The organism is Mycobacterium sp. VKM Ac-1816D (assembly GCF_000416385.1).
Classification (GTDB): domain Bacteria; phylum Actinomycetota; class Actinomycetes; order Mycobacteriales; family Mycobacteriaceae; genus Mycobacterium; species Mycobacterium neoaurum_A.
Genome location: NZ_AOHQ01000138.1, coordinates 132,056 through 152,356 on the forward strand (window position 1 = coordinate 132,056; position 20,301 = coordinate 152,356).

Here is a 20,301-nt window from a genome sequence, read left to right on the forward strand (position 1 = left end):
TTCTCCCGCCGGGGTGTGCCAGGCATATGAGCAAACTGAACAATTCCTGAGAAAGCAGATACCCACGCCGCAACCAGGCAAAACGGGCACATTTTCGTTGTGATCTCCGCATCAGGGGCGGGCGTGTCGGCGGGCGTCTGAGCACCGCTGCTCTACGCTGCGGGCATGGCCAGCACCGACGACGCCGCCCAGTCGATCGTCTCGCACGCGGAGGCGTCGATCACCGAGGACGCCGTGACCGCCGCGGCCCGCGAGCGCGCCGTCGACAGCGGGGCCGGCGCCGTCACCCCCGCGGTCGGCGCTCTGTTGTCGGTGTTGGCGCGGTTGACCGGCGCCAAGGCCGTGGTCGAGGTGGGCACCGGCGCGGGCGTGAGCGGGTTGTGGTTGTTGGCCGGCATGCGTGAGGACGGCGTTCTGACCACCATCGACGTCGAGCCCGAGTACCAGCGCCTGGCCAAGCAGGCGTTCACAGAAGCGGGCGTCGGCGCCTCGCGCACCCGGCTGATCGGCGGCCGCGCCCAAGAGGTGCTGACCCGGCTGGCCGACGAGTCCTACGACCTGGTCTTCATCGACGCCGCGCCCGCCGACCAACCCCAGTTCGTCGCCGAGGGTGTGCGCCTGCTGCGGGCCGGTGGGGCCATCGTGGTACATCGCGCGGCGCTCGGCGGCCGGGCCGGTGACGCGTCGGCCAATGACGCCGAGGTCAGCGCGGTCCGCGAAGCAGCCAGGCTGATCGCCGAGGACGAGCGCTTCACCCCGGTGCTGGTGCCGCTGGGCGACGGGCTGCTCGCCGCCGCCCGCGACTGACCCTCCCCTACTCCCGCGAGTCTTTCCTCCCGCGAGCAGACGCATATTCCCCCAAATGTGACCCCCTCCAGGGGTACATGGGTCTGCTCGTGGAGTTATCAACAGGCATCGTGGCCGGTGCCTGGCATCTCCGGGCGACGACGGCAAGTATCACGTCATGTCGTTGCACGAGCTCTTCGCCGCGTGCGGCGGAGTCGTGACACGACAGCAGATCCTGAGCGTGGCCACACCTAAGCGCGTCGAAGTCATGTTGGGCAAAGGCGAGTTGATACGCGTCCGCCGTGGCATCTACGCGTTGCACACTCCCGACGTCGCTGCGCGCCTCGCCGCATTGGACATCTGCGCCGGTGAACGGGTCGTCGCGTGCATGAACACCGCGGCCGAGCTCTATGGCTTCAACACCGAGCCCGACGATCGCATCCATGTGCTCGACCCTGGCATTCGATTGCGTCCGACTCCAGATGTCATGGTGCATCAACGAATTGGTGCACCACTGAAACTCGTCGGTGGCCGATTGTGCACCGCCCCGGCATGGACAGCCGTCGAGATCGCGCGTTCGGTTCGGCGTCCGCGAGCGCTTGCCGTCCTCGACTCGGCCCTACGCTCGCGTACCTGCGATGCGGGCGCTCTCACCGCTGCCATCGACGAGCAGCGCGGCCGACGCGGCATCGTGCAGGTGCGTGAGTTGGTCTCGCTCGCCGACGGTCGCGCCGAATCACCCATGGAAAGCGAAGCCCGTCTGGCCTTTCACGATGGCGGCCTACCGGCACCGCAAGTGCAATACGAGATCGTCGACCTGCACGGGCGCTTGTGGCGCGTCGACTTCGCGTGGCCCGAGTTCAGGTTGGTCGCCGAGTACGAAAGCATGGAATGGCACGCCAACCCCGTCTCGTTGCGCCACGACCGGATGAAGGTGGCGCGACTGCAGGAGTGCGGTTGGCTGACCAGCCCACTGGTCGTCGATGACGTCCGGCGCCATCCCGACGACTTGGTGGCGCGACTGGGCCTCCATATGGCGCAGCGCGCGAGCTGAGCAGACGCGTTTACCCCCGTTGACAGGCTTTTCAGGGGGTAAACGCGTCTGCTCGCGGGAGAACCTTGACCACCGACTGAACGGGCGTTTAATCTGTTGAACATGCGTTCAAGCGAGGACCTGACCACCGCGGCCCGCATCCGCGACGCGGCGATCGAGCAGTTCGGCACGCACGGGTTCACCACCGGGGTTCGCGCCATCGCCGCCGCGGCCGGCGTCAGCCCCGGTCTGGTGATCCACCACTTCGGCTCCAAGGACGGCCTTCGCAAGGCATGCGACGACTACATCGCCGAGTACATCCGCACCGCCAAATCCGAGTCCATCCAGTCCTCGGACCCGGCCACCTGGCTCGCGCAGATGGCCGAGATCGAGGAGTACGCACCGCTGATGGTCTACCTGGTGCGCAGCATGCAGACCGGCGGCGACCTGGCCAAGGCGTTCTGGCAGCGGATGCTCGACAACACCGAGCAGTACCTCGACGACGGTGTGCGCGCAGGCACCATCAAACCCAGTGACGACCCCAAGGCGCGGGCACGATTCCTCGGCATGCTCGGCGGCGGCGGATTCCTGCTCTACCTCCAGTTACACGACAACCCCACCGATATCCGCGCAGTACTGCGCGATTACGCCGAGGACATGGTGTTGCCCGCCCTGGAGATCTACACCCGCGGCCTGCTGACCGACACCACCATGTACGACGCCTTCATCGCCCAACGCCGACAGGGCATCCCGTTCAGCCATCCCACCGAAGGGAGTCGATGATGACCGACGCAGTACAGATCCAGAGACTGACGAAGCGGTTCGGCCGCAGCATCGCACTCGATGGCTTGGACCTGACGGTGGCGCCCGGGGAGGTGACCGGATTCCTCGGCCCGAACGGCGCAGGGAAATCGACGACCATCCGGGTGTTGCTCGGCCTGTTGCGCGCCGACGGCGGACACGTCCGACTGCTCGGCGGCGATCCCTGGCGCGATGCCGTCGCCCTGCACCGGCGCATCGCCTATGTCCCCGGCGATGTCACGTTGTGGCCCAACCTCACCGGCGCACAGGCGATCGATTTCCTGGCCCGGCTGCGCAACGGCGCGGTCGACACCCGTCGCCGCGACGAGCTCATCGAGCGCTTCGAACTCGACCCTGACAAGGTGGCGCGCACTTACTCCAAGGGCAATCGGCAGAAGGTCGCCATCGTCGCCGCCTTCAGCACCGACGCCGAGCTCTACATCCTCGACGAACCGACCTCCGGCTTGGACCCGTTGATGGAGAAGAACTTTCAAAAGTGCGTCGCCGAGGTCGCCGACCGTGGCGCGGCAGTGCTGTTGTCCAGCCATATCCTCGCCGAGGTCGAGCAGCTCTGTGACACCGTCACGATCATCAGGTCCGGCAAGACCGTGCGCTCCGGGTCGCTCACCGACCTGCGCCATCTGATGCGCACGACGGTCACCGCGCGTACCCGTACCGCGGGCACCGGGTGGGCGGACCTGCCGTTCGTCCACGACTTCGCCGAGCACGACGGCCAGGTCTGCTTCTCGGTCGATCGCGCCGACCTGGACATCGCCATGGAACACCTCACCGGACTGGGCATCACCGAGCTACAGGTCGCCGCGGCGTCATTGGAAGACCTGTTCATGCGTGAGTATCAGGCGGCCGGCTGATGAACGCCGTCATCGAGCGCACCGGCCGCCATACCGCGACCGGGTCACTGACGGGTGTCGCCACGCTGCTGCGACTTGCCCTGCGCCGTGACCGGATTCGGCTGACGGTATGGATCGTGCTGCTGACCGCACTGCCGGCCTACACCCCCGCCGCACTGGCCATGACCTATCCGGACCACGAGCAACGGTTGGCCCGCATCGAGTTGATGCAGACCCCCGCCGGAATCATGCTCAGCGGTCCGATGTTCGGGACCCACCACACCGCGCTGGGCGCGATGATCGCCAACGAGCTGATGCTCACCCTCATCATCGCGACCTCGATTCTGGCCATCCTGACCGTGATCCGGCACACCCGCGCCGAAGAGGAGGACGGGACGGCCGAATTGGTGCAGTCCTCGGTGGTGGGACGCCACGCCCGCACCGTCGCGGCGCTGCTTCTGGTCACCGCCACCAACGCCGTGCTCGCGCTCACCATGACCGCGGCGCTGATCCTCGGCGGGTTCGACGTCGCCGACAGCGCGGCGTTCAGCCTCGGCATCTGTGTGACGGCAATGGTGTTCGGCGCCCTCGCCGCCGTCACCGCCCAACTCCTGCGTCAGTCGCGGACCGCCACCGGCGCGGCCATGGGCGGACTGGCGCTCGCGGCCCTGATCCGTGGCATCGGCGATGTCATCGAGCATTCGGGCAGCGCGGTGAGTTGGCTGTCCCCCATCGCCTGGGCGCAGCAGATGAGGTCTTTCGTCGAACTGCGTTGGTGGCCCCTGGCGATGCTGTCGGGGTTGGCCGCCGCGCTGGTCGCCGTGGCGCTGGCATGCGAGGGCCGTCGCGAGTACGACGCGGGCATCATCACCTCGACCGGTGAGCGTCCCCGTGCGATGACCATCCCGAATCTGTTCGTGCTGAACCTCGTTCTGCAACGGGGGCAGCGCATCGGCTGGGGTGTCGCGCTGTTCCTGGCCGGCCTGACGTTCGGATCGATGACCCGATCGCTGCTCGACGCGGCCCGCGGCAATGAACTGCTGGCCCGCGTGTTGACCGACGCCGGCGCCGACGGCGCCTACACCACCATGACGCAGTTCCTGGCCGCCGCCACAGGCGCTTTCGTGGTTGCCGCCGTGCTGCGCATCCACACCGACGAACAGCGGGGCCTGGCCGAGCCGGTCCTGGCGGCATCGGTTTCGCGCTGGGCCTGGCTGCTGAGCGCGGTGGCCGCGACACTGGTCAGCACCACCGTCTTGCTGGCAGCCGCCGGACTGGGCAACGGTCTGGGCGCCGGCATCGCAACCGGTGCGCCGGCCGAGGTCTGGCGGCTGACCGGCGCCGCACTGGCGCAGTTGCCGGCGATGGCGGTGCTGGCAGGTATCGCCGCCCTCGCCGCGGCGTTGCGGCGACCGCTGATCGGCTGGCTCGCTGTGGGTTTCGTGGTGGTGGCGCTGTATCTCGGCGCCTTGTTGCGGCTGCCCCGATGGCTTGTCGATCTCTCCCCGGTGGGGCAGACGACCGCACCAACAGAGGTGCCCACCCTCGCCCTCGCGGTCATGGTGGTCGTGGCAGCAGGGCTCACCGCGGCCGCCGGATCCATCTATCGTCGTCGGGACGTCGCATGAGATTCGCGATCCAGACGTGTGCGGGCCTGTTGTTCTTCGTCGCCGTCCTGTTCTGGCCCGCAGGCACATTCGCCTATTGGCAGGCCTGGGTGTTTCTTGCGGTGTTCGTGGCCACCACCACGCTGCCGAGCATCTACCTGGCCGTGCGATACCCGGCGGCGCTGGCCCGCCGCATGCAGGCGGGCCCGACCGCCGAGAGCCGACCCGCTCAACGGATCATCATGTCGCTCATCCTGGTGTCGGTGACCGTGACGTTCGTCCTGTGCGCGCTGGATCACCGGTTCGGTTGGTCGTCGGTGCCGGTGTGGCTCGTCCTCATCGGCAACATCCTGGTCGCGGTCGGACTGGCAATCGCGCAACTGGTCGTCGTACAGAACAACTACGCCGCGGCCACCGTGCGGGTGGAAGCCGATCAACCGCTGGTCTCGACCGGTCTCTACGGCTGGGTGCGCCACCCGATGTACACCGGGGCCGCGATCATGATGTTCGGCACGCCCCTTGCGCTGGATTCGCTGTGGGGTCTGCTCGGCGTCGCGGCGGCGGCACCGGTGATCGTCGCCCGCATCCGTGACGAGGAACAGCTGCTCGCCGCCGAGCTGGCCGGGTACCGCGAGTACATGGACACGGTGCGGTTCAGGCTGATTCCGCACGTGTGGTGAGCGTCGATAGAGTTGCCGGCATGGCAGACAGAGCGTGTCCGGGCAGCGGCAAGAAGTGGACGGTCGACATCGCCGGTAAGCCGATCTGCCCGAAATGCCGTCGTTCGCTGGCCACGGTGGCGGGCCGGGGCCGCAAGATCACGGACCTGCCCCAGGTACCGCGGCACGACAAGCCTGCTCGCGCAGCCCGGACGGCGAACCAGTCACCGACGTACTAGTGACCGATGTCGGCGAGCCGACACCCGTTGCGGCCGGCCGCCTTCGCCTCGTACATCGCCCGGTCGGCGGCAAGCAGGAGTTCCTCGGCGTCGTCCGCCGCGCGGGCGATGGCGATCCCGACGCTCAGACCCACGGCACCGGTCCAATCGCCGACCGTCATCGGGGCCGAAACGGTGTCGATGAGCCTGCGTCCCAGTGCCATTGCGGATTCGGGTAGCGGTGCGTCACACAGGATGACCACGAACTCGTCACCGCCTCGGCGCGCCACCGTATCGCCGGTCCGCACGCCGGCAACCAGCCGCTTCGCCACCGTGGTCAGGACGATATCGCCCGTACTGTGCCCGAGTTGGTCGTTGACCTGCTTGAACCCGTCCAGATCGATGCACAGCAGCGCGAACGGTGCGGCCCGCTCGATGTGTTCGGCGAGACGTTGGTAGAGCAGCGCCCGGTTCGGCAGGCCGGTCAGCGGGTCATGGGAGGCGTTGTGCACCAATTGTTCTTCGAGCTCTTTACGGCGCGACGTGTCGCGCACCGACACCACGTAACCGTCACGCTCACCGGTAACGGCATCCCGGGTGACGCGGACGAATGCCTCGATCCACACCCAGCCGCCGTCCTTGTGCCGCATCCGGTGCTCGGTGGTGAAGCTGTCGACCTGACCCTCTCGCATCGCCAGCATCTTGCGCCCGAAGGCGCCGACGTCATCGGGGTGGGTGATATCGCTGGCCCGTTCACCGACCAACTCGGCGGCCTCGTAGCCCAGCAGCGAGCGGATCGAGGGCGAGACGTAGCGGCGGATGCCGTCCATGCTGCCGCGGATGAGCGTGTCCGCCGAGTTCTCGGCAACCAGCCGGTACAGGCCCGCGGCGGCCGTCAGCTGCAGGTGATGGGCGGCCAACGATCCGAACGCCTCGAGTTGGTCCCGCAGACCGGCGGTGATGGTGCGCGGCTGCGGGTCGGCGACCCAGAGCGCGCGCTCGGCGGTCGAATCGATGATCACCGGCACGGCGGCGACGAACCTGGCCTCGCCCAGCGCGCTCGGCACCGGGTACCCCTGACCCGACGCGTCGTCGATGAACACCGCGCTCGATGGGATGTCGGTCCGATCGCCGAGCACCATCGCATGCCGACAATCCAGTGCCGTCCGGACCGTTCGGCAGAGCGTGTCGAGGAACGACGCGCCTCGGTCGGTCAGATCCACAAACCCTTGCCGACGGCCACCACACCGCCGGAGCTGATGGAGAATCGCTCGCGGTCCTTGTCCAGGTCGACACCGACCATCTCGCCGGGGCCGACGACGACGTTCTTGTCCAGGATCGCTCGCCGCACCACCGCGCCCCGACCGATCCGCACCCCGGGCATCAGCACGCTGCCCTCGACGATCGCGCCGTCTTCGATGGCCACATTCGACGACAGCACCGAGTTGCGCACCGACGCCGCGGAAATGATGCTTCCCGCACCGACCACCGATTCCTGAGCGGAACCGCCGTTGACGAACTTGGCGGGCGCCAGGTTCTCCGAGCCCCCGCGAATCGGCCAGCGCTTGTTGTACAGGTTGAACACCGGGTGCACCGAAACCAGGTCCATGTGGGCGTCGTAGAACGCGTCCAGCGTTCCGACGTCACGCCAGTACCCGTGGTCACGTTCGGTGGCGCCGGGCACCTCGTTGTCGTCGAAGTCGTAGACGCCAGCCATCCCGTCGGCCACCAGTCGCGGGATGATGTCCCCGCCCATGTCGTGGTCGGAATGGTCCTCGTCGGCATCGGCGCGGATCGCGTCGATGAGCACCTTGGTCGTGAAGATGTAGTTGCCCATCGAGGCGAAGGTCTGTTCCGGATCGTCCGGGGTGCCCGGCGGGTCGGCGGGCTTCTCGATGAAGCTGCGAATGCGACCCGATTCGTCGGCATCGATGCAGCCGAACGCCGACGCTTCCGACCGCGGGACCCGGATGCCGGCGACTGTCGCGCCGGCACCGCTCTCGATGTGATGCGCGAGCATCTGTTCGGGATCCATCCGGTAGACGTGGTCGGCACCGAAGATGACGATGTAGTCCGGGTCCTCGTCGTAGATCAGGTTCAGCGATTGATAGATCGCGTCGGCCGATCCGGTGTACCACCGCGGTCCAAGACGCTGTTGCGCCGGAACGGGGGTGATGTATTCACCGGCCAATCCGGACAGTCGCCAGTTCTGCGAGATATGCCTGTCCAGCGAGTGCGATTTGTATTGCGTGAGTACACAGATGCGGAGGAACCGCGCGTTCACCAGATTGGACAGTACGAAGTCGATCAACCGATATCCGCCGCCGAAAGGCACCGCGGGCTTCGCCCGGTCCGCCGTCAAAGGGTAAAGGCGCTTACCCTCCCCCCCAGCGAGGACGATGCCCAGCACATGTGGCGCTTCCCTCATGGTCCCAACCTATCGGGCTGACCGCGGTGCGGCTAGCCAATCGCCCGAACAACAGGCTGCATGTCAAGGTGTTTGGGCCCGTCGCGACATCCACGCGATGTCCAGAAAGCGCACAGGGGTGCGCCGGCCCGCCCCTGCCCGTTACCGTGCACACCATGCGGGTGGCGATGATGTCTCGGGAGTATCCGCCGGAGATCTACGGTGGAGCCGGTGTGCACGTGACGGAGCTGGTCTCGCAGTTGCGCCGATTGTGCGAGGTGGACGTGCACTGTATGGGCGCTCCGCGCGATACCGCGATCGTCGCCCAGCCGGACCCCGCACTACAGTCGGCCAATCCCGCGCTGTCCACGCTGTCGGCGGATCTGGTGATGGCCAACGCCGCCGCGTCTGCAACGGTGGCGCATTCGCACACCTGGTACACCGGCATGGCCGGGCACCTCGCGGCGCTGCTCCACGACATTCCGCACGTGCTGACCGCCCATTCGCTGGAACCGATGCGGCCGTGGAAGGCCGAGCAGCTCGGCGGCGGATACCGGGTGTCCTCCTGGGTGGAGCGCACCGCCGTGGAGGCGGCCGACGCGGTGATCGCCGTGAGCTCCGGGATGCGCAACGACGTTCTGGCCACCTACCCGGCGCTGGACTCCGACCGGGTGCACGTGGTGCGCAACGGGATCGACACCGAGGTCTGGTATCCGGCCGCGCCCGAACCGGGCGCCTCGGTACTCGCCGAGCTCGGCGTCGATCCGTCCCGCCCGATCGTGGCATTCGTCGGGCGCATCACCAGGCAGAAGGGCGTGGCACACCTGGTCGCCGCCGCCCACAAGTTCGATCCCGCGATTCAATTGGTGCTGTGCGCGGGTGCCCCGGACACTCCAGAGATCGCCGCCGAAGTCAGCGCGGCCGTGCAGGAGCTCGGCGCCGCGCGATCCGGGGTGTTCTGGGTGCGCGAAATGCTGCCGGTACCCAAGATCCGCGAAATTCTCTCCGCATCAGCCGCTTTCGTCTGCCCGTCGGTCTACGAGCCGCTGGGAATCGTCAACCTGGAGGCGATGGCCTGCGGGACCGCGGTCGTCGCCTCCGATGTCGGCGGCATCCCCGAGGTCGTCGCCGACAACAGCACCGGGCTGCTGGTCCACTACGACGCCGCGGATGCCCGCGGTTTCGAGGACGGCTTGGCCCGTGCCGTCAACGCCCTCGTCGCCGATCCCGAGCGCGCCCGGCGCTACGGCGCAGCCGGTCGACAGCGGTGCATCGAGGAATTCTCCTGGGCGCAGATCGCCGAGCAGACGCTTCGCATCTACGAAGCTGTATCGCGCTGACCTACGGTCAGCGCGATACCGAGGGCGTAGCCCTAGCTGGTGACGCCTTTGAGTTCGTCGCCGAGGGCGGCCGCCTCAGCGGGGGTCAGCTCTACGACGAGCCGTCCACCGCCTTCCAGTGGTACCCGCATCACGATGCCGCGCCCCTCCTTGGTCGCTTCCAATGGACCGTCTCCAGTCCGGGGCTTCATCGCCGCCATCGTGTGCTCCCTCCGCGTGAGCCGGCCCGCTGTGAAACGGACCCGATCAAGACCGGCGTGTGCCGGCACAGAATTGCCAGTGAACTCATCCTATTGTTCCCTATCGCGACGGCGCGGTGTGAAAAGACCCGGCAAAACTGACGGAACGTGACCGGATCGAGGCGAGCTAGCCTGCACCGGGCACCCAGCACGTCGCTATATGGTCGTCGACCATCCCGGTCGCCTGCATCAGCGCATAGGCCGTCGTCGGCCCCACGAAGCGAAAGCCGCGACGCTTCAGTTCCTTGGCCATCGCGGTCGATTCCGCAGTGACCGCTGGGACGTCGGCCATCACCTCCGGGCGGGGCCGCCGGGCCGGCGCGAAAGACCACAGCAAATCCGAGAAGTCGACGTCGAGATCGCCGATGACACGCGCGTTGTTGATGGTGGCCTCGATCTTCGCGCGGTTGCGCACGATCTCGACATCATCCATCAGGCGCGCGATATCGGCATCGGTGAAGCGCGCGACCTGTTCGGGGTCGAACCCGGCGAAGGCGCGGCGGAACCCGTCACGCTTACGCAGGATGGTCAACCAGGACAGCCCGCTCTGGAACGCCTCGAGGCTGACGCGCTCGAACAAGGCACGCTCGCCGCGCAACGGCACGCCCCACTCGGTGTCGTGGTATTCCCGGTAGAGCACCGAATTCGGCGCCGAATCCGTTGGCACCCAACCGCATCGAACCCGGGTGTCCACCTCCGCGGCGGTCACGACTGCTCGCTGCGCGCGTGGGCGGCCTCGTGCTCGGCCGGGAACGTGGTCGGGTCCTCGACACCGTAGGCGGCCCGCAATGCCGCCAACTCGCCACGCACCGACTCGAGTTCGGCACCGAGGCGGTCCAGCACCCAGTCGACCTCGCTGGTCTTGTATCCGCGCAGGGTCTGGGTGAACTTCACCGCGTCGACATCGGCGCCGGTGACACCCGAGGCGGGCAGGACCGTCGCCGTCGTGGCCTTCGGCAGCGGCGGCAGCTGCTCACCGCGACCGAACAGCACACTTCCGATGGCAAACAACACCGCGCCGACCAGGATCAGCACCACCAGGTACATCAATATCAGCGTCACGATATCGATACTGCCCTACCGGTGTGACAAGCCTGTGCGACGACCTACGGGCGCAGTGTGTTCATCGGGGGCCGGTCGGCCAGCGACACCCCCGACGTGCGGGGCGTGTAGTCGTCGCCGTCGGCGAAGAACTGCGTCAGCCCCATCCCGGAGTCCTCGATCCCGCAGCGGTTGAGCAGGGTGGCGATCACCTGTCGGCTCATGCTGGCCAGTTCGGTCAGCGGGCGGTTGCGGTGTGTCCGCACCCCCAGGTTGACCTGCGCGATACCGTCCAGCCCGTACCGGTTGTAGGTGTCGACCAGCAGGCCGATCTCCACACCGTAGGCGGGTGCGAACGGCACCGAGGTCAGCAGTTCACGGGTGCCTGCGTACTCGCCGCCCAGCGGCTGCAACAGACAGGTCAACTCGGGGCGCAGGGCGGCCAACAACGGGCGCGCGACCAGTTCGGTGACCCGCCCGCCGCCGTTGGCGTCCTCACTGCCGCTGACCTTGAGCGGGCGCCGGTAGAAACCCTTCACCAGGTGCACGCCGTCGACGGTCAACAGCGGACCCAACAGCTTGGGGACGAACATCGGGTCGGGATCGATCAGATCCGAGTCGACGAAGACCACCAGGTCACCGGTGGTGGCGGCCAGTGAGCGCCACAGCACCTCACCCTTGCCGGACCGCGGCGCCAGTTCGGGCAGGGCGGTTTCGCGGCTGATCACCCGGGCACCAGCGGCCACCGCGCGGATCTCGGTGTCGTCGGTGGAACCGGAGTCCAGCACGATCAGCTCGTCGACCAGGTTGCCCAGCAGCGGGGTGATGGTCTCGACCACCGATGCGACGGTCTCCTCCTCGTTGAGCGCCGGGAGCACCACCGAGATGGTGCGGCCCCGTTTGGCCTCGATGAGTTCCTCGACCGTCCACGCAGGACGGCCGAAGCTGTGGTCTGCGAACCACGGGTGTCCCACCACCGCATCAGTCTTGTCGATATCGGTCAGTTCTGGTGTCAGCTCAGATATCAGAGTCATGCGCGATCCGCCTTCGGCTGCTCGCTGGGTGTCATGCGCAAGCCCACCTTCGGCTGCTCGCTGGGTGTCATGTGCAATCTCGCGTTCGGCTGCTCGCTGTACGTCATGCCAGTCCCCTCACCGTGCGCGTCGGCGGACGCGATCCCTGTATCGACGCGACCATCTCCAGTACGCGTCGAGTGGGGCCGACCTCGTGCACCCGGAACATGGCGGCTCCGTCGGCGGCGGCCAAGGCCGTCGCCGCCAGCGTGCCCTCCAGGCGTTCGGTCAGTCCCACACCCAGAGTCTCCCCGACAAAATCCTTGTTGCTCAGGGCCATCAGGACCGGCCATCCCGTGTTTACAAGATCTTTTACGTGGCGCAACAAACTAAGACCGTGATGAGTGTTTTTCCCGAAATCGTGGGTCGGATCGATCAAGATCCGATCTCTGGCGACACCGATCGCCTGCGCCCGTTCGGCCGCGGCGGTCACCTCGGCGATGACATCGTCGACCACACCGCGCTCGGTGACGCCGTAGTGGACCCGGAACGGCCGGGTGCGCGGAACCGCGCCACCGGTGTGTGAGCAGACCAGCCCGGCGTCGAACTCGGCGGCGACCTCGGGCAGGCCCGGATCGGCACCGGCCCAGGTGTCGTTGATCAGGTCGGCGCCCGCCGCACAGGCCTGTTTGGCCACCGCGGCACGCCAGGTATCGACACTGATCAGCTGATCGGGGTAGGTACCGCGCAGCCATTCGATGAACGGCACGACCCTGGCGATCTCCTCGTCCGCATCGACGGTCTGACCGGGCCCGGCCTTGACCCCGCCGATATCGATGATGTCGGCGCCATCGGCGATCTTGCGGTGGGTGGCCTCCTTGGCCGCCTCGTCGGAGAAGGTGGCCCCGCGGTCGTAGAAGGAGTCGGGTGTGCGGTTGACGATCGCCATGATCAGGGCCCGGTCACCGGCGACCGGGCGGCCGAGGAAGGTCCGCTGCACACGACCAGGCTAGCCGTGCGCGAGGACTGCCCCCGGCGCGCGCCGAATCACCTACTTGGGACGCTTGCCCTCGACGACCTCGTCGACGTACTCGGGGTAGAACGGCACGTAACCCTCGTCCTTGCCGGCCAGCACGTACAGCGGGTCCTCGACCTCCTCGCCGTAGCCCTGTTTGCGTAGCTCGACCTTCTGGCTCTTGAACGTCGAGGTGTGCGCCAACTCCTTGACGAGCCGGACGAACAGCGGCACGGCGTACCCCGGCAGGTGCGCGTAGACCGATTTGGCCAGCGCCGCGCCGTCGAATTCCTGGCCGTCCTTGAGCTGCAGCGCCACCATGCCCGCGCGCCCGCCGGCCCCGGGCACCTCGACGCCGAAGACGGTTGCCTCCTCGACCTGGCTGTCGGCCGAGATGGCGGCCTCCACCTCGGTGGTGGCGACGTTCTCGCCCTTCCAGCGGAAGGTGTCCCCGAGCCGGTCGGCGAAGGCGGCGTGGCCGAATCCCTGCGCGCGCATCAGATCGCCGGTGTTGAACCACACGTCGCCGTCCTTGAACGCGTCGCGGACCAGCTTCTTCTCCGAGGCGGACTTGTCGGTGTAACCGTCGAACGGCTGGAAACTGCTGACCTTGGACAGCAGCAGACCCGGCTGGCCGCGCTTGACCTTGCGCAGCCGCCCGTCGGGGCCCCTGGCGGGTTCGCCGGATTCCAGGTCGTATTCGACGTAGGCCACCGGGCTGGGGCAGATACCGGTGGACTTGGACACGTTGAAGACGTTGACGAAGGCGGTGTTGCCCTCGCTGGCCGCGTAGAACTCGCAGACCCGCGGAATGCCGAACCGCTCGACGAACTGGTCCCAGATGGCCGGCCGCAACCCGTTGCCGACGATGACGCGCACCTTGTGCGCCCGGTCGGTGGGCTTGGGCGGCTGGTTGAGCAGATATCCGCAGATCTCGCCGATGTAGACGAACGCGGTGGCGTCGAACCGGATGACGTCATCCCAGAAGCGTGATGCCGAGAACGACTTGCCAAGGGCCAGTGCGGCTCCCGCGTTCAGCACCGAACCGACCGAGACCGTCAGCGCATTGTTGTGATAGAGCGGCAGGCAGCAGTACAGGGTGTCGCTGCTGTTGAGCCGCAGCCCCAGTCCGCCGAAGCCGGCCAACGCGCGCAGCCAGCGGTAGTGCGTCATGACGCTGGCCTTGGGCATACCGGTCGTGCCGGAGGTGAAGATGTAGAAAGCCTTGTCCCCGGCCAGCACCGCGGCGGTGGTCGCCGGATTGGTGGTGGGCGCGGTGGTGGCGGCCTGGCGCATCTCCTCCAGAGTGGTCAGACCGGTTGTCTGAACCCCACTCTCGGTGATCGGTTCGACGAGATCGGACTCGGCGATGATCGCCTTGGCGTTCAGCAGACCGATGCTGTGCGCCAGCACGTTGCCGCGCTGGTGGTAGTTCAGCATGCCCGCGGTGGCACCGCACTTGACCGTCGCCAGCATCAACAGCACCGAGTCGGGCGAGTTGCGCAGCATGATGCCGACCACGTCGCCGTGGCCGACACCCTTGGCCGCCAGCACCGCCGCGTATCGGTTGACCGTCTCGTTGGCCTTGCGATAGGTGATCTGCTGATCGTCGAATTTCAGGAACACCCTGTCGCCGTACTGTGCGGCGCGTTCCTGGAACACCTTGCCGATGGACGTCTTGGCCGAAGGCCGGGCACTCATGCCGGTCAGGACGCCGCGGGCAATGGCAGGCGCATCGCGGAGGAAGCCTGGGAGTTTGGTGGCGATTTCCAGCAGTCCCACGCTGGTGCGCGTCGTGTCGTCACTCATGACCACACCTTAGTGATTCGGGCTACATGCGCTGAGAGCCGTCTCAACATCGGCGGTGACCACCAATCGGTCCAGCGCACCTTCGCTGACGTAACCGGTCGCGACAAGGCCGCGCAGCCAGGTCAGCAAACCGTCGTAGTGGCCGAACGGGTCGAGCATGATGATGGGCTTGTCGTGCATGCCCAGGTAGCCGGCCGTCCATGCCTCGAAGAACTCCTCGAGCGTGCCGATCCCGCCGGGCAGCGCGATGAAGGCATCGGCACGCTCCTCCATGACCTGCTTGCGTTCCCGCATGGTGTCGGTCACGACCAGTTCGTCGGCGTCGACGTCGGCAAGTTCGCGGTGGACGAGCGCCTTCGGGATGACCCCGATGGTGGCTCCGTTGTGCTGGCGGGCACCGTCGGCGACGGCGCCCATCGCCGAGACGTTGCCGCCACCGGAGACCAGGGTCCAGCCCCGGTCGGCGATGGACCGTCCGACCTCGCCGGCGAGTTTGAGCAGTTCGGGATGGGTGGGGCCGGATGCGCAGTACACGCAGACGGCCCAGGGGCGGGTTTCGGGCACGGGTAGAACGTACCGACGGTTTCGCCGAGGTTCCATCGACATTCGCCCTAGACTGCGGCTGTGCCGGATCTGGTCGACGCTGCCGCTGCGGCGCTGGCCCGTGGTGACCTGGCCGTTGCGGAGGAACAGGCGCGCAGCGCGCTGGCCGACGGCACGTCGTTACCCGCCCTGTTGATCCTGGCCCAGGCGCTGGCCTGGCAGGGCCGCGGCACCGATGCCGACACGGTCTTGGCGCGGGTGGATCCCGCTGGTCTCGGCGACGCAGACCTCATCGCGTGGGCGCTGCCGCGGGCGGCCAATCAGTTCTGGATGCTCGACCAGCCAGAACGAGCAACGGCATTCCTGCGGGCGATCCGTGGCCGGCTGTCTTCGGCGGTGACGATCGATGCGTTGCTGTGCACGTTCGCGATGAACGCCGGTAGCCCACAGCGGGCGCTGGACATCGCCGAGTCGGTGCTGTCCTGCGACCACGCCGAGGATCGTGCGGTCGGCTGGGCCGCGGCGGCCGCCGGGCTGTCTGCGGCCAGGATGGGCCGGTTCGACCAGGTCGATGGACTGGCCGCCCGGGCTGGCGCGGCCGGGCACCCCGGAGTGCTGCGCTTCACCTCGACCTATGGCCAGATCACCGCGCGGCTGCTGACCGGTGACATCGGTGCCGCCGACGACGTGGCCGACGGGCTGGTCTGCGATACCGGGCCGTCGCGGGCGATCGCGCTGGTGCTGCGCGCCGATATCGCACTGGCACGCGGGGTGCTCGATGAGGCGGTCGAGGCGTTGCGGGAAGCGGCGCCGGCGCTGTCGACGACCGGATACTCGTGGGGGCAGCTGGCGTGGATGTTGTTGGCGCAGGCGCACGCTCAGCAGGGGCGGGCGGTCGACGCCGCCAAGGCCCTGTCGCGGGCAGAGTCCCGGCACGGTTTGAAGTCCATGCTGTTCGCCCCGGAGTTGGCGCTCGCCAAGGCCTGGACGGCGGCGGCCCGACGGGATCAGCCGGGCGCGGTGCGGGCCGCCCGCGAGGCGGCGCGCGCGGCGTTGCGCGGCGGGCAACACGCGGTGGCGTTGCGGGCGCTGCACGATGCGGTCCGTCTCGGTGACACCCGCGCCGCCGAGGCGGTCGCCGGTGTGTCGTGTGAATGTGTGTTCGGCAGGCTGACCGCCGAGCATGCGCAGGCGCTGTCGTCAGGCGATATCGCCGGACTCGAATCTGTGGCCGCGCGGTGGGATGGCCTGGGCTGGGGTGCGGCCGCCCGCGACGCGGCGCGGCAGGCCGGTCGGAGCTGACCAGATTCGTGCAGCTCACCGCCGTGGTGCCGCCATAGAATTATGGCGATATCGAACGGGGGCCGCTCATGACCGATCAGTTTTCCGTCCAGACCGACGGGGTGCGTAACTATGCGCAGACGCATTCGGACGTCAACTCGGGGCTGGTCGGGCTGCCCGCTCTCGACGGCACCGGCCTGAACAACAGCCACGGCGCCATCGCGGCGTCGGTCAGCACCGCGTTGGGAACGGCACTGAGCGGGCGCGGCGGTGCCATGGGCGCCACTTCCACCTCGGCATCGACGATCTCGGATCTGTTGCAGCAGGCGGCCAGGGCCTACGCCGGTGGCGACAAGGAAGGCGGCCGACGATTGCGGGCAGCCGCCGACGCATTGGACGGCGGGCAGCCCGGTGCCGGCGGGGCGGGTGCCGCCGGCGCGGCGGGCGCCGGTGGGGCCGACGCGATGGGCCAGATGGGCCAGATCATGGGTCAGGTCGGCCAGCAGGTCGGCCAGCTCGCCCAGTCCGTCACCGCACCGTTGCAGGGCCTGGCCCAAGGGTTGCAACAGGTTCCGCAGCAGATCATGCAGGGTGTCCAGCAGGCCGTCCAGGCGGCCGGCGGTGCCGGTGCCTCGGGTGCTGCCGGCGGCGCGGGCGTGAAACTACCGTCCGGCGACGAATTGAAGGACGCAGAGAAGGCCGTCGCCGAGAAGGCCGATACGGCCCAGGAGACCGATCGGGCCGAACGCGGTGAGACCGGCGAGCGCACCGAAGCCACCGACGCGCAGGGCGGGCAGGACGGTTCCGGGCGGGCGCCGGTGGAGGCCCCCGCCCCGGCGCAGCCCGCGCCGACGCGTCCCCAGGTGGATTAGGCCGGCCGTCGACTACGTCGCCAACACCCCGTCAGCCAGCCGCAACCACCGCTGGATGCCGATGTTGTCCAGGAAGGTCCGGTCGTGGCTGACCACGACGAAGGCGCCGCGGTAGGCGTTCAGGGCGGACTCCAGCTGCGCGACGCTGGCCAGATCGAGATTGTTGGTCGGCTCGTCGAGCAGCAATAGCTGGGGCGCGGGCTCGGCGAACAGCACACACGCCAGGGTTGCCCGCAGCCGCTCGCCACCGGACAGCGCGGCGATCGGCAGGTCGATGCGGTCACCCCGGAACAGGAACTGCGCCAACAGGTGCCGCCGCCGGGTGATCGACAGACCGGGCGCGGAGACCGCCAGACTGTCGGCCACCGTGGCCCGCTCCTCGAGGAGGTCCAGACGCTGGGACAGGTAGGCGATCCGTCCGTCGCCACGCTGCACGACGCCGCCACCGGGTTCGAGATCACCGGCGATGATGCGCAGCAACGTCGACTTTCCGGCCCCGTTGCCACCGGTCAGTGCGATGCGCTCCGGGCCACGGATGTCCAGATCGATATCCGCGAAAACCCTTGACGACAAGCCGGTTCCGCTGAAAAACACCCGGCCGGCGGCTACCTCGGTCTCCGGCAGATCGAGGGCGACCAGGTCATCCTCACGCAAGGCACGCTCGGCATCGTCGAGGCGACTTCGGGCGTCGCCGATGCGCCGTGCGTGCACATCGTCGGCCTTGGCCGCGGACTGCTGGGCATCCCTTTTCAACTTGCCCGCAACAATTTTCGGCAGGCCGGCATCCTTGAGATTGCGTTTGGCGGTGGATGCCCGCTTGTCGGCGCGTTCCCTGGCCTGCTGCATCTGCTGCTTCTGCCGTTTGAGCTCCTGTTCGGCATTGCGGATGTTGTTCTCGGCCAATTCCTGTGCCGACTGCACCGCGATCTGGTAGTCGGTGAAACCGCCACCGAAGTGCGACACCTCACCGTTCCGCAGTTCGGCGATACCGTCCATCCGGTCCAGCAGCACCCGGTCGTGACTCACCACGAGCAGGCATCCGCCGAAATCGTCGAGAGCCGCGTAGAGACGTTGCCGCGCATCGATATCCAGATTGTTGGTGGGTTCGTCGAGCAACAGCACATCAGGGTGGCGCAGCAGCTGCGCGGTCAGCCCGAGTGAGACCACCTGCCCACCGGAGAGTGTGGACAGCGGCCGGTCCAGCTCCAGGTCCGCAAGGCCGAGCCGGTCGAGCTGGGCGCGCGACCGTTCGGCGATGTCCCAGTCGTCACCGATCGCGGCGAACACCTGCTCGCTCGCATCGCCTGCGGCCAGCGCATCCAGCGCCGTCAGCACCGCGGTGATGCCGAGGACGTCGGACACCGTGTGCCGGGCCAGGAATGGCAGATTCTGCGGCAGGTAGCCGAGCACCCCGTCGACCGTGAGGCTGCCGGCGGTCGGTGTCAGTTCTCCGGCGATGAGCCGCAACAGGGTGGTCTTGCCCGCGCCGTTGGGCGCGACGAGGCCGGTACGGCCACGGCCGAACGCAGACGACAGCTCGTCGAACACGACGGTGCCATCGGGCCAGTTGAACGAAAGATGGGACAGCACAATAGACATGCGGGAACTCCACGGAGACGAAGAGGATGGTGGACGACAGCAGAAATCTCGGGGACTTACCCGGAGATGTCGTCGATTCCCAGCACGAAAATCATGCTACCCATCGGGTCAAGCGGTTAAGTACGCCCGCAACGTCTCGGTGGTCGCGGTGATCGCGGTGATGTCGACATGTTCGTCGACCTTGTGCGCCAGGTTCGGGTCGCCCGGCCCGTAGTTCACCGCGGCGATGCCCAGCGCGGCGAAGCGGGACACATCGGTCCAGCCGTACTTGGCGCGCACCTGTCCCCCGGCCGCGGCGACCAGTGCCGCCGCAGCGGGGTTGGCCAGTCCGGGCAGCGCGCCGGCGGCCGCGTCGGTGGTCTCGCAGGTCACGTCGAGGCCCGCGAGCACCTCGTGCACGTGCGCCACCGCCTGCTCGACGCTGCGGTCGGGCGCGAAGCGGAAGTTGATGGTCACCGACGCCGCGTCGGGGATGACATTGCCCGCGATACCGCCGTCGATCCGCACAGCCGACAACCCTTCGCGGTACACGCAGCCATCGATGTCCACGCTGCGGGCCTGATACCGGGAAAGCCTGTCGAGCACGGCGCCGAGTTTGTGGATGGCGTTGTCGCCCAGCCATGATCGTGCCGAGTGCGCTCGGGTTCCGGCGGCCGTGGCCACGACGCGGATGGTTCCCTGGCAGCCCGCCTCGATGAAACCGCCGGAGGGCTCCCCAAGGATCGCCACATCGGCGGCCAGCCAGGCGGGTAGGTCGCGTTCGATGCGGCCCAGTCCGTTGGCACTCGACTCGATCTCCTCGCAGTCGTACATGACCAGGGTCAGATCATGGGCGGGCTCGGCGATGGTGGCGGCGAGGTGCAGGAACACCGCGTCCCCGGATTTCATGTCCGAGGTGCCGCAGCCGTACATCAGGTCACCGTCGCGACGGCTTGGCACATTGTCGGCCGCGGGCACGGTGTCGGTGTGCCCGGCCAGCAGCACCCGGGAGCTGCGGCCCAGGTTCGTGCGCGCCAACACCGCGTTGCCGGAGCGGATGACCTCGAAGTGCGGGGCCTGCGCCCGGAGTGCGGACTCGATCTCGTCGGCGATGCGCTGCTCGTGACGCGACTCGCTGGGGATGTCCACCAGGGCGGCGGTCAGTGTGATCGGGTCGGCGCGCAGGTCTAGCCCCATGACGGTCAACC

At 67.8% G+C, this 20,301-nt stretch carries 21 protein-coding genes; 10 read left to right on the plus strand and 11 right to left on the minus strand.

Translation table 11 applies throughout. From position 1 onward, the window contains the following. The first annotated feature begins 165 nt into the window (after window positions 1-165). The 7 genes from G154_RS17445 to G154_RS26525 all read left to right on the plus strand — a co-directional run bounded on the left by G154_RS17445 (window position 166) and on the right by G154_RS26525 (window position 5,976). Complete coding sequence (locus G154_RS17445) at window positions 166-807, plus strand: O-methyltransferase (RefSeq protein WP_019510473.1); 642 nt, start codon at window positions 166-168, stop codon at window positions 805-807. 157 nt (window positions 808-964) lie between these two features. Then, on the plus strand, window positions 965-1,840 hold the full coding sequence (locus G154_RS17450) for a type IV toxin-antitoxin system AbiEi family antitoxin domain-containing protein (protein WP_019510474.1): 876 nt from the start codon (window positions 965-967) through the stop codon (window positions 1,838-1,840). A gap of 102 nt (window positions 1,841-1,942) precedes the next feature. Further along, window positions 1,943-2,602 carry a TetR/AcrR family transcriptional regulator gene (locus G154_RS17455; protein WP_019510475.1) on the plus strand — a complete coding sequence of 220 codons (660 nt, stop codon included), beginning with the start codon at window positions 1,943-1,945 and terminating at the stop codon, window positions 2,600-2,602. Continuing rightward, window positions 2,599-3,492, plus strand: a complete 894-nt coding sequence (locus G154_RS17460; RefSeq protein ID WP_031601633.1) for an ABC transporter ATP-binding protein — start codon at window positions 2,599-2,601, stop codon at window positions 3,490-3,492. Before G154_RS17455 ends, G154_RS17460 begins: the two co-directional genes overlap by 4 nt. After that, a complete protein-coding gene (locus G154_RS17465) occupies window positions 3,492-5,099 on the plus strand; it encodes an ABC transporter permease (protein WP_019510477.1) in 1,608 nt (535 codons plus the stop codon). The genes G154_RS17460 and G154_RS17465 overlap by 1 nt, the downstream gene beginning before the upstream one ends. After that, window positions 5,096-5,758, plus strand: coding sequence for an isoprenylcysteine carboxylmethyltransferase family protein (locus G154_RS17470; protein ID WP_019510478.1), 663 nt, complete (start codon window positions 5,096-5,098; stop codon window positions 5,756-5,758). The genes G154_RS17465 and G154_RS17470 overlap by 4 nt, the downstream gene beginning before the upstream one ends. A gap of 20 nt (window positions 5,759-5,778) precedes the next feature. Continuing rightward, a complete protein-coding gene (locus G154_RS26525) occupies window positions 5,779-5,976 on the plus strand; it encodes a hypothetical protein (protein ID WP_131701320.1) in 198 nt (65 codons plus the stop codon). Here G154_RS26525 and G154_RS17475 read toward each other — a convergent pair. Continuing rightward, window positions 5,973-7,178, minus strand: a complete 1,206-nt coding sequence (locus tag G154_RS17475; protein WP_019510479.1) for a sensor domain-containing diguanylate cyclase — start codon at window positions 7,176-7,178, stop codon at window positions 5,973-5,975. The two genes, G154_RS26525 and G154_RS17475, sit on opposite strands and share 4 nt — an antisense overlap. Continuing rightward, window positions 7,169-8,383, minus strand: coding sequence for a glucose-1-phosphate adenylyltransferase (gene glgC, locus G154_RS17480; protein ID WP_023986124.1), 1,215 nt, complete (start codon window positions 8,381-8,383; stop codon window positions 7,169-7,171). Before glgC ends, G154_RS17475 begins: the two co-directional genes overlap by 10 nt. A gap of 155 nt (window positions 8,384-8,538) precedes the next feature. On the opposite strand from glgC, the gene glgA reads away from it, so the two are divergent. Next, on the plus strand, window positions 8,539-9,702 hold the full coding sequence (gene glgA / locus G154_RS17485; protein WP_023986125.1) for a glycogen synthase: 1,164 nt from the start codon (window positions 8,539-8,541) through the stop codon (window positions 9,700-9,702). A gap of 32 nt (window positions 9,703-9,734) precedes the next feature. On the opposite strand, the gene G154_RS17490 is transcribed toward glgA, so the two are convergent. The 7 genes from G154_RS17490 to G154_RS17520 form a co-directional block, all read right to left on the minus strand. Further along, a complete protein-coding gene (locus tag G154_RS17490; protein WP_019510482.1) occupies window positions 9,735-9,902 on the minus strand; it encodes a DUF3117 domain-containing protein in 168 nt (55 codons plus the stop codon). Window positions 9,903-10,068: 166 nt separating this feature from the next. After that, window positions 10,069-10,635 (minus strand): DNA-3-methyladenine glycosylase I, encoded by a 567-nt coding sequence (locus G154_RS17495; protein ID WP_110807276.1) that lies wholly within the window; start codon window positions 10,633-10,635, stop codon window positions 10,069-10,071. 11 nt (window positions 10,636-10,646) lie between these two features. Continuing rightward, entirely contained in the window at window positions 10,647-11,003 is a 357-nt protein-coding gene (locus tag G154_RS17500; protein WP_023986126.1) for a DivIVA domain-containing protein, read from the minus strand. A gap of 44 nt (window positions 11,004-11,047) precedes the next feature. Continuing rightward, window positions 11,048-11,956, minus strand: coding sequence for a glucosyl-3-phosphoglycerate synthase (locus tag G154_RS17505; RefSeq protein WP_174241791.1), 909 nt, complete (start codon window positions 11,954-11,956; stop codon window positions 11,048-11,050). 163 nt (window positions 11,957-12,119) lie between these two features. Further along, on the minus strand, window positions 12,120-12,944 hold the full coding sequence (gene folP, locus G154_RS17510) for a dihydropteroate synthase (protein WP_192817336.1): 825 nt from the start codon (window positions 12,942-12,944) through the stop codon (window positions 12,120-12,122). 102 nt (window positions 12,945-13,046) lie between these two features. Next, entirely contained in the window at window positions 13,047-14,819 is a 1,773-nt protein-coding gene (fadD6, locus tag G154_RS17515) for a long-chain-acyl-CoA synthetase FadD6 (RefSeq protein ID WP_019510488.1), read from the minus strand. A 9-nt stretch (window positions 14,820-14,828) separates the two neighbouring features. Then, a complete protein-coding gene (locus G154_RS17520) occupies window positions 14,829-15,383 on the minus strand; it encodes a TIGR00730 family Rossman fold protein (protein WP_019510489.1) in 555 nt (184 codons plus the stop codon). Window positions 15,384-15,443: 60 nt separating this feature from the next. Between G154_RS17520 and G154_RS17525 the strand changes: the two genes are divergently transcribed. Together G154_RS17525 and G154_RS17530 are read left to right on the plus strand one after the other, a co-directional pair. Next, window positions 15,444-16,664, plus strand: a complete 1,221-nt coding sequence (locus G154_RS17525; protein ID WP_019510490.1) for a hypothetical protein — start codon at window positions 15,444-15,446, stop codon at window positions 16,662-16,664. A 68-nt stretch (window positions 16,665-16,732) separates the two neighbouring features. After that, window positions 16,733-17,515, plus strand: coding sequence for a type VII secretion target (locus G154_RS17530; RefSeq protein WP_019510491.1), 783 nt, complete (start codon window positions 16,733-16,735; stop codon window positions 17,513-17,515). Window positions 17,516-17,527: 12 nt separating this feature from the next. On the opposite strand, the gene G154_RS17535 is transcribed toward G154_RS17530, so the two are convergent. Together G154_RS17535 and dapE are read right to left on the minus strand one after the other, a co-directional pair. After that, the gene (locus tag G154_RS17535) at window positions 17,528-19,114 is read right to left on the minus strand and encodes an ABC-F family ATP-binding cassette domain-containing protein (protein ID WP_031601636.1); all 1,587 of its coding nucleotides are present in this window, start codon (window positions 19,112-19,114) and stop codon (window positions 17,528-17,530) included. Between the two features lie 108 nt (window positions 19,115-19,222). Next, window positions 19,223-20,290: a succinyl-diaminopimelate desuccinylase gene (dapE, locus tag G154_RS17540; protein ID WP_019510493.1), complete on the minus strand. Its 1,068-nt coding sequence runs from the start codon at window positions 20,288-20,290 to the stop codon at window positions 19,223-19,225. Window positions 20,291-20,301 lie beyond the last annotated feature (11 nt).

Coding starts and splice junctions, on each gene's coding strand:
- G154_RS17445 (WP_019510473.1), top strand. CDS start 166: ATGGCCAGCACCGACGACGCCGCCCAGTCGATCGTCTCGCACGCGGAG.
- G154_RS17450 (WP_019510474.1), top strand. CDS start 965: ATGTCGTTGCACGAGCTCTTCGCCGCGTGCGGCGGAGTCGTGACACGA.
- G154_RS17455 (WP_019510475.1), top strand. CDS start 1,943: ATGCGTTCAAGCGAGGACCTGACCACCGCGGCCCGCATCCGCGACGCG.
- G154_RS17460 (WP_031601633.1), top strand. CDS start 2,599: ATGATGACCGACGCAGTACAGATCCAGAGACTGACGAAGCGGTTCGGC.
- G154_RS17465 (WP_019510477.1), top strand. CDS start 3,492: ATGAACGCCGTCATCGAGCGCACCGGCCGCCATACCGCGACCGGGTCA.
- G154_RS17470 (WP_019510478.1), top strand. CDS start 5,096: ATGAGATTCGCGATCCAGACGTGTGCGGGCCTGTTGTTCTTCGTCGCC.
- G154_RS26525 (WP_131701320.1), top strand. CDS start 5,779: ATGGCAGACAGAGCGTGTCCGGGCAGCGGCAAGAAGTGGACGGTCGAC.
- glgC (WP_023986124.1), bottom strand. CDS start 8,383: ATGAGGGAAGCGCCACATGTGCTGGGCATCGTCCTCGCTGGGGGGGAG.
- glgA (WP_023986125.1), top strand. CDS start 8,539: ATGCGGGTGGCGATGATGTCTCGGGAGTATCCGCCGGAGATCTACGGT.
- G154_RS17490 (WP_019510482.1), bottom strand. CDS start 9,902: ATGGCGGCGATGAAGCCCCGGACTGGAGACGGTCCATTGGAAGCGACC.
- folP (WP_192817336.1), bottom strand. CDS start 12,944: ATGGCGATCGTCAACCGCACACCCGACTCCTTCTACGACCGCGGGGCC.
- fadD6 (WP_019510488.1), bottom strand. CDS start 14,819: ATGAGTGACGACACGACGCGCACCAGCGTGGGACTGCTGGAAATCGCC.
- G154_RS17530 (WP_019510491.1), top strand. CDS start 16,733: ATGACCGATCAGTTTTCCGTCCAGACCGACGGGGTGCGTAACTATGCG.
- G154_RS17535 (WP_031601636.1), bottom strand. CDS start 19,114: ATGTCTATTGTGCTGTCCCATCTTTCGTTCAACTGGCCCGATGGCACC.
- dapE (WP_019510493.1), bottom strand. CDS start 20,290: ATGGGGCTAGACCTGCGCGCCGACCCGATCACACTGACCGCCGCCCTG.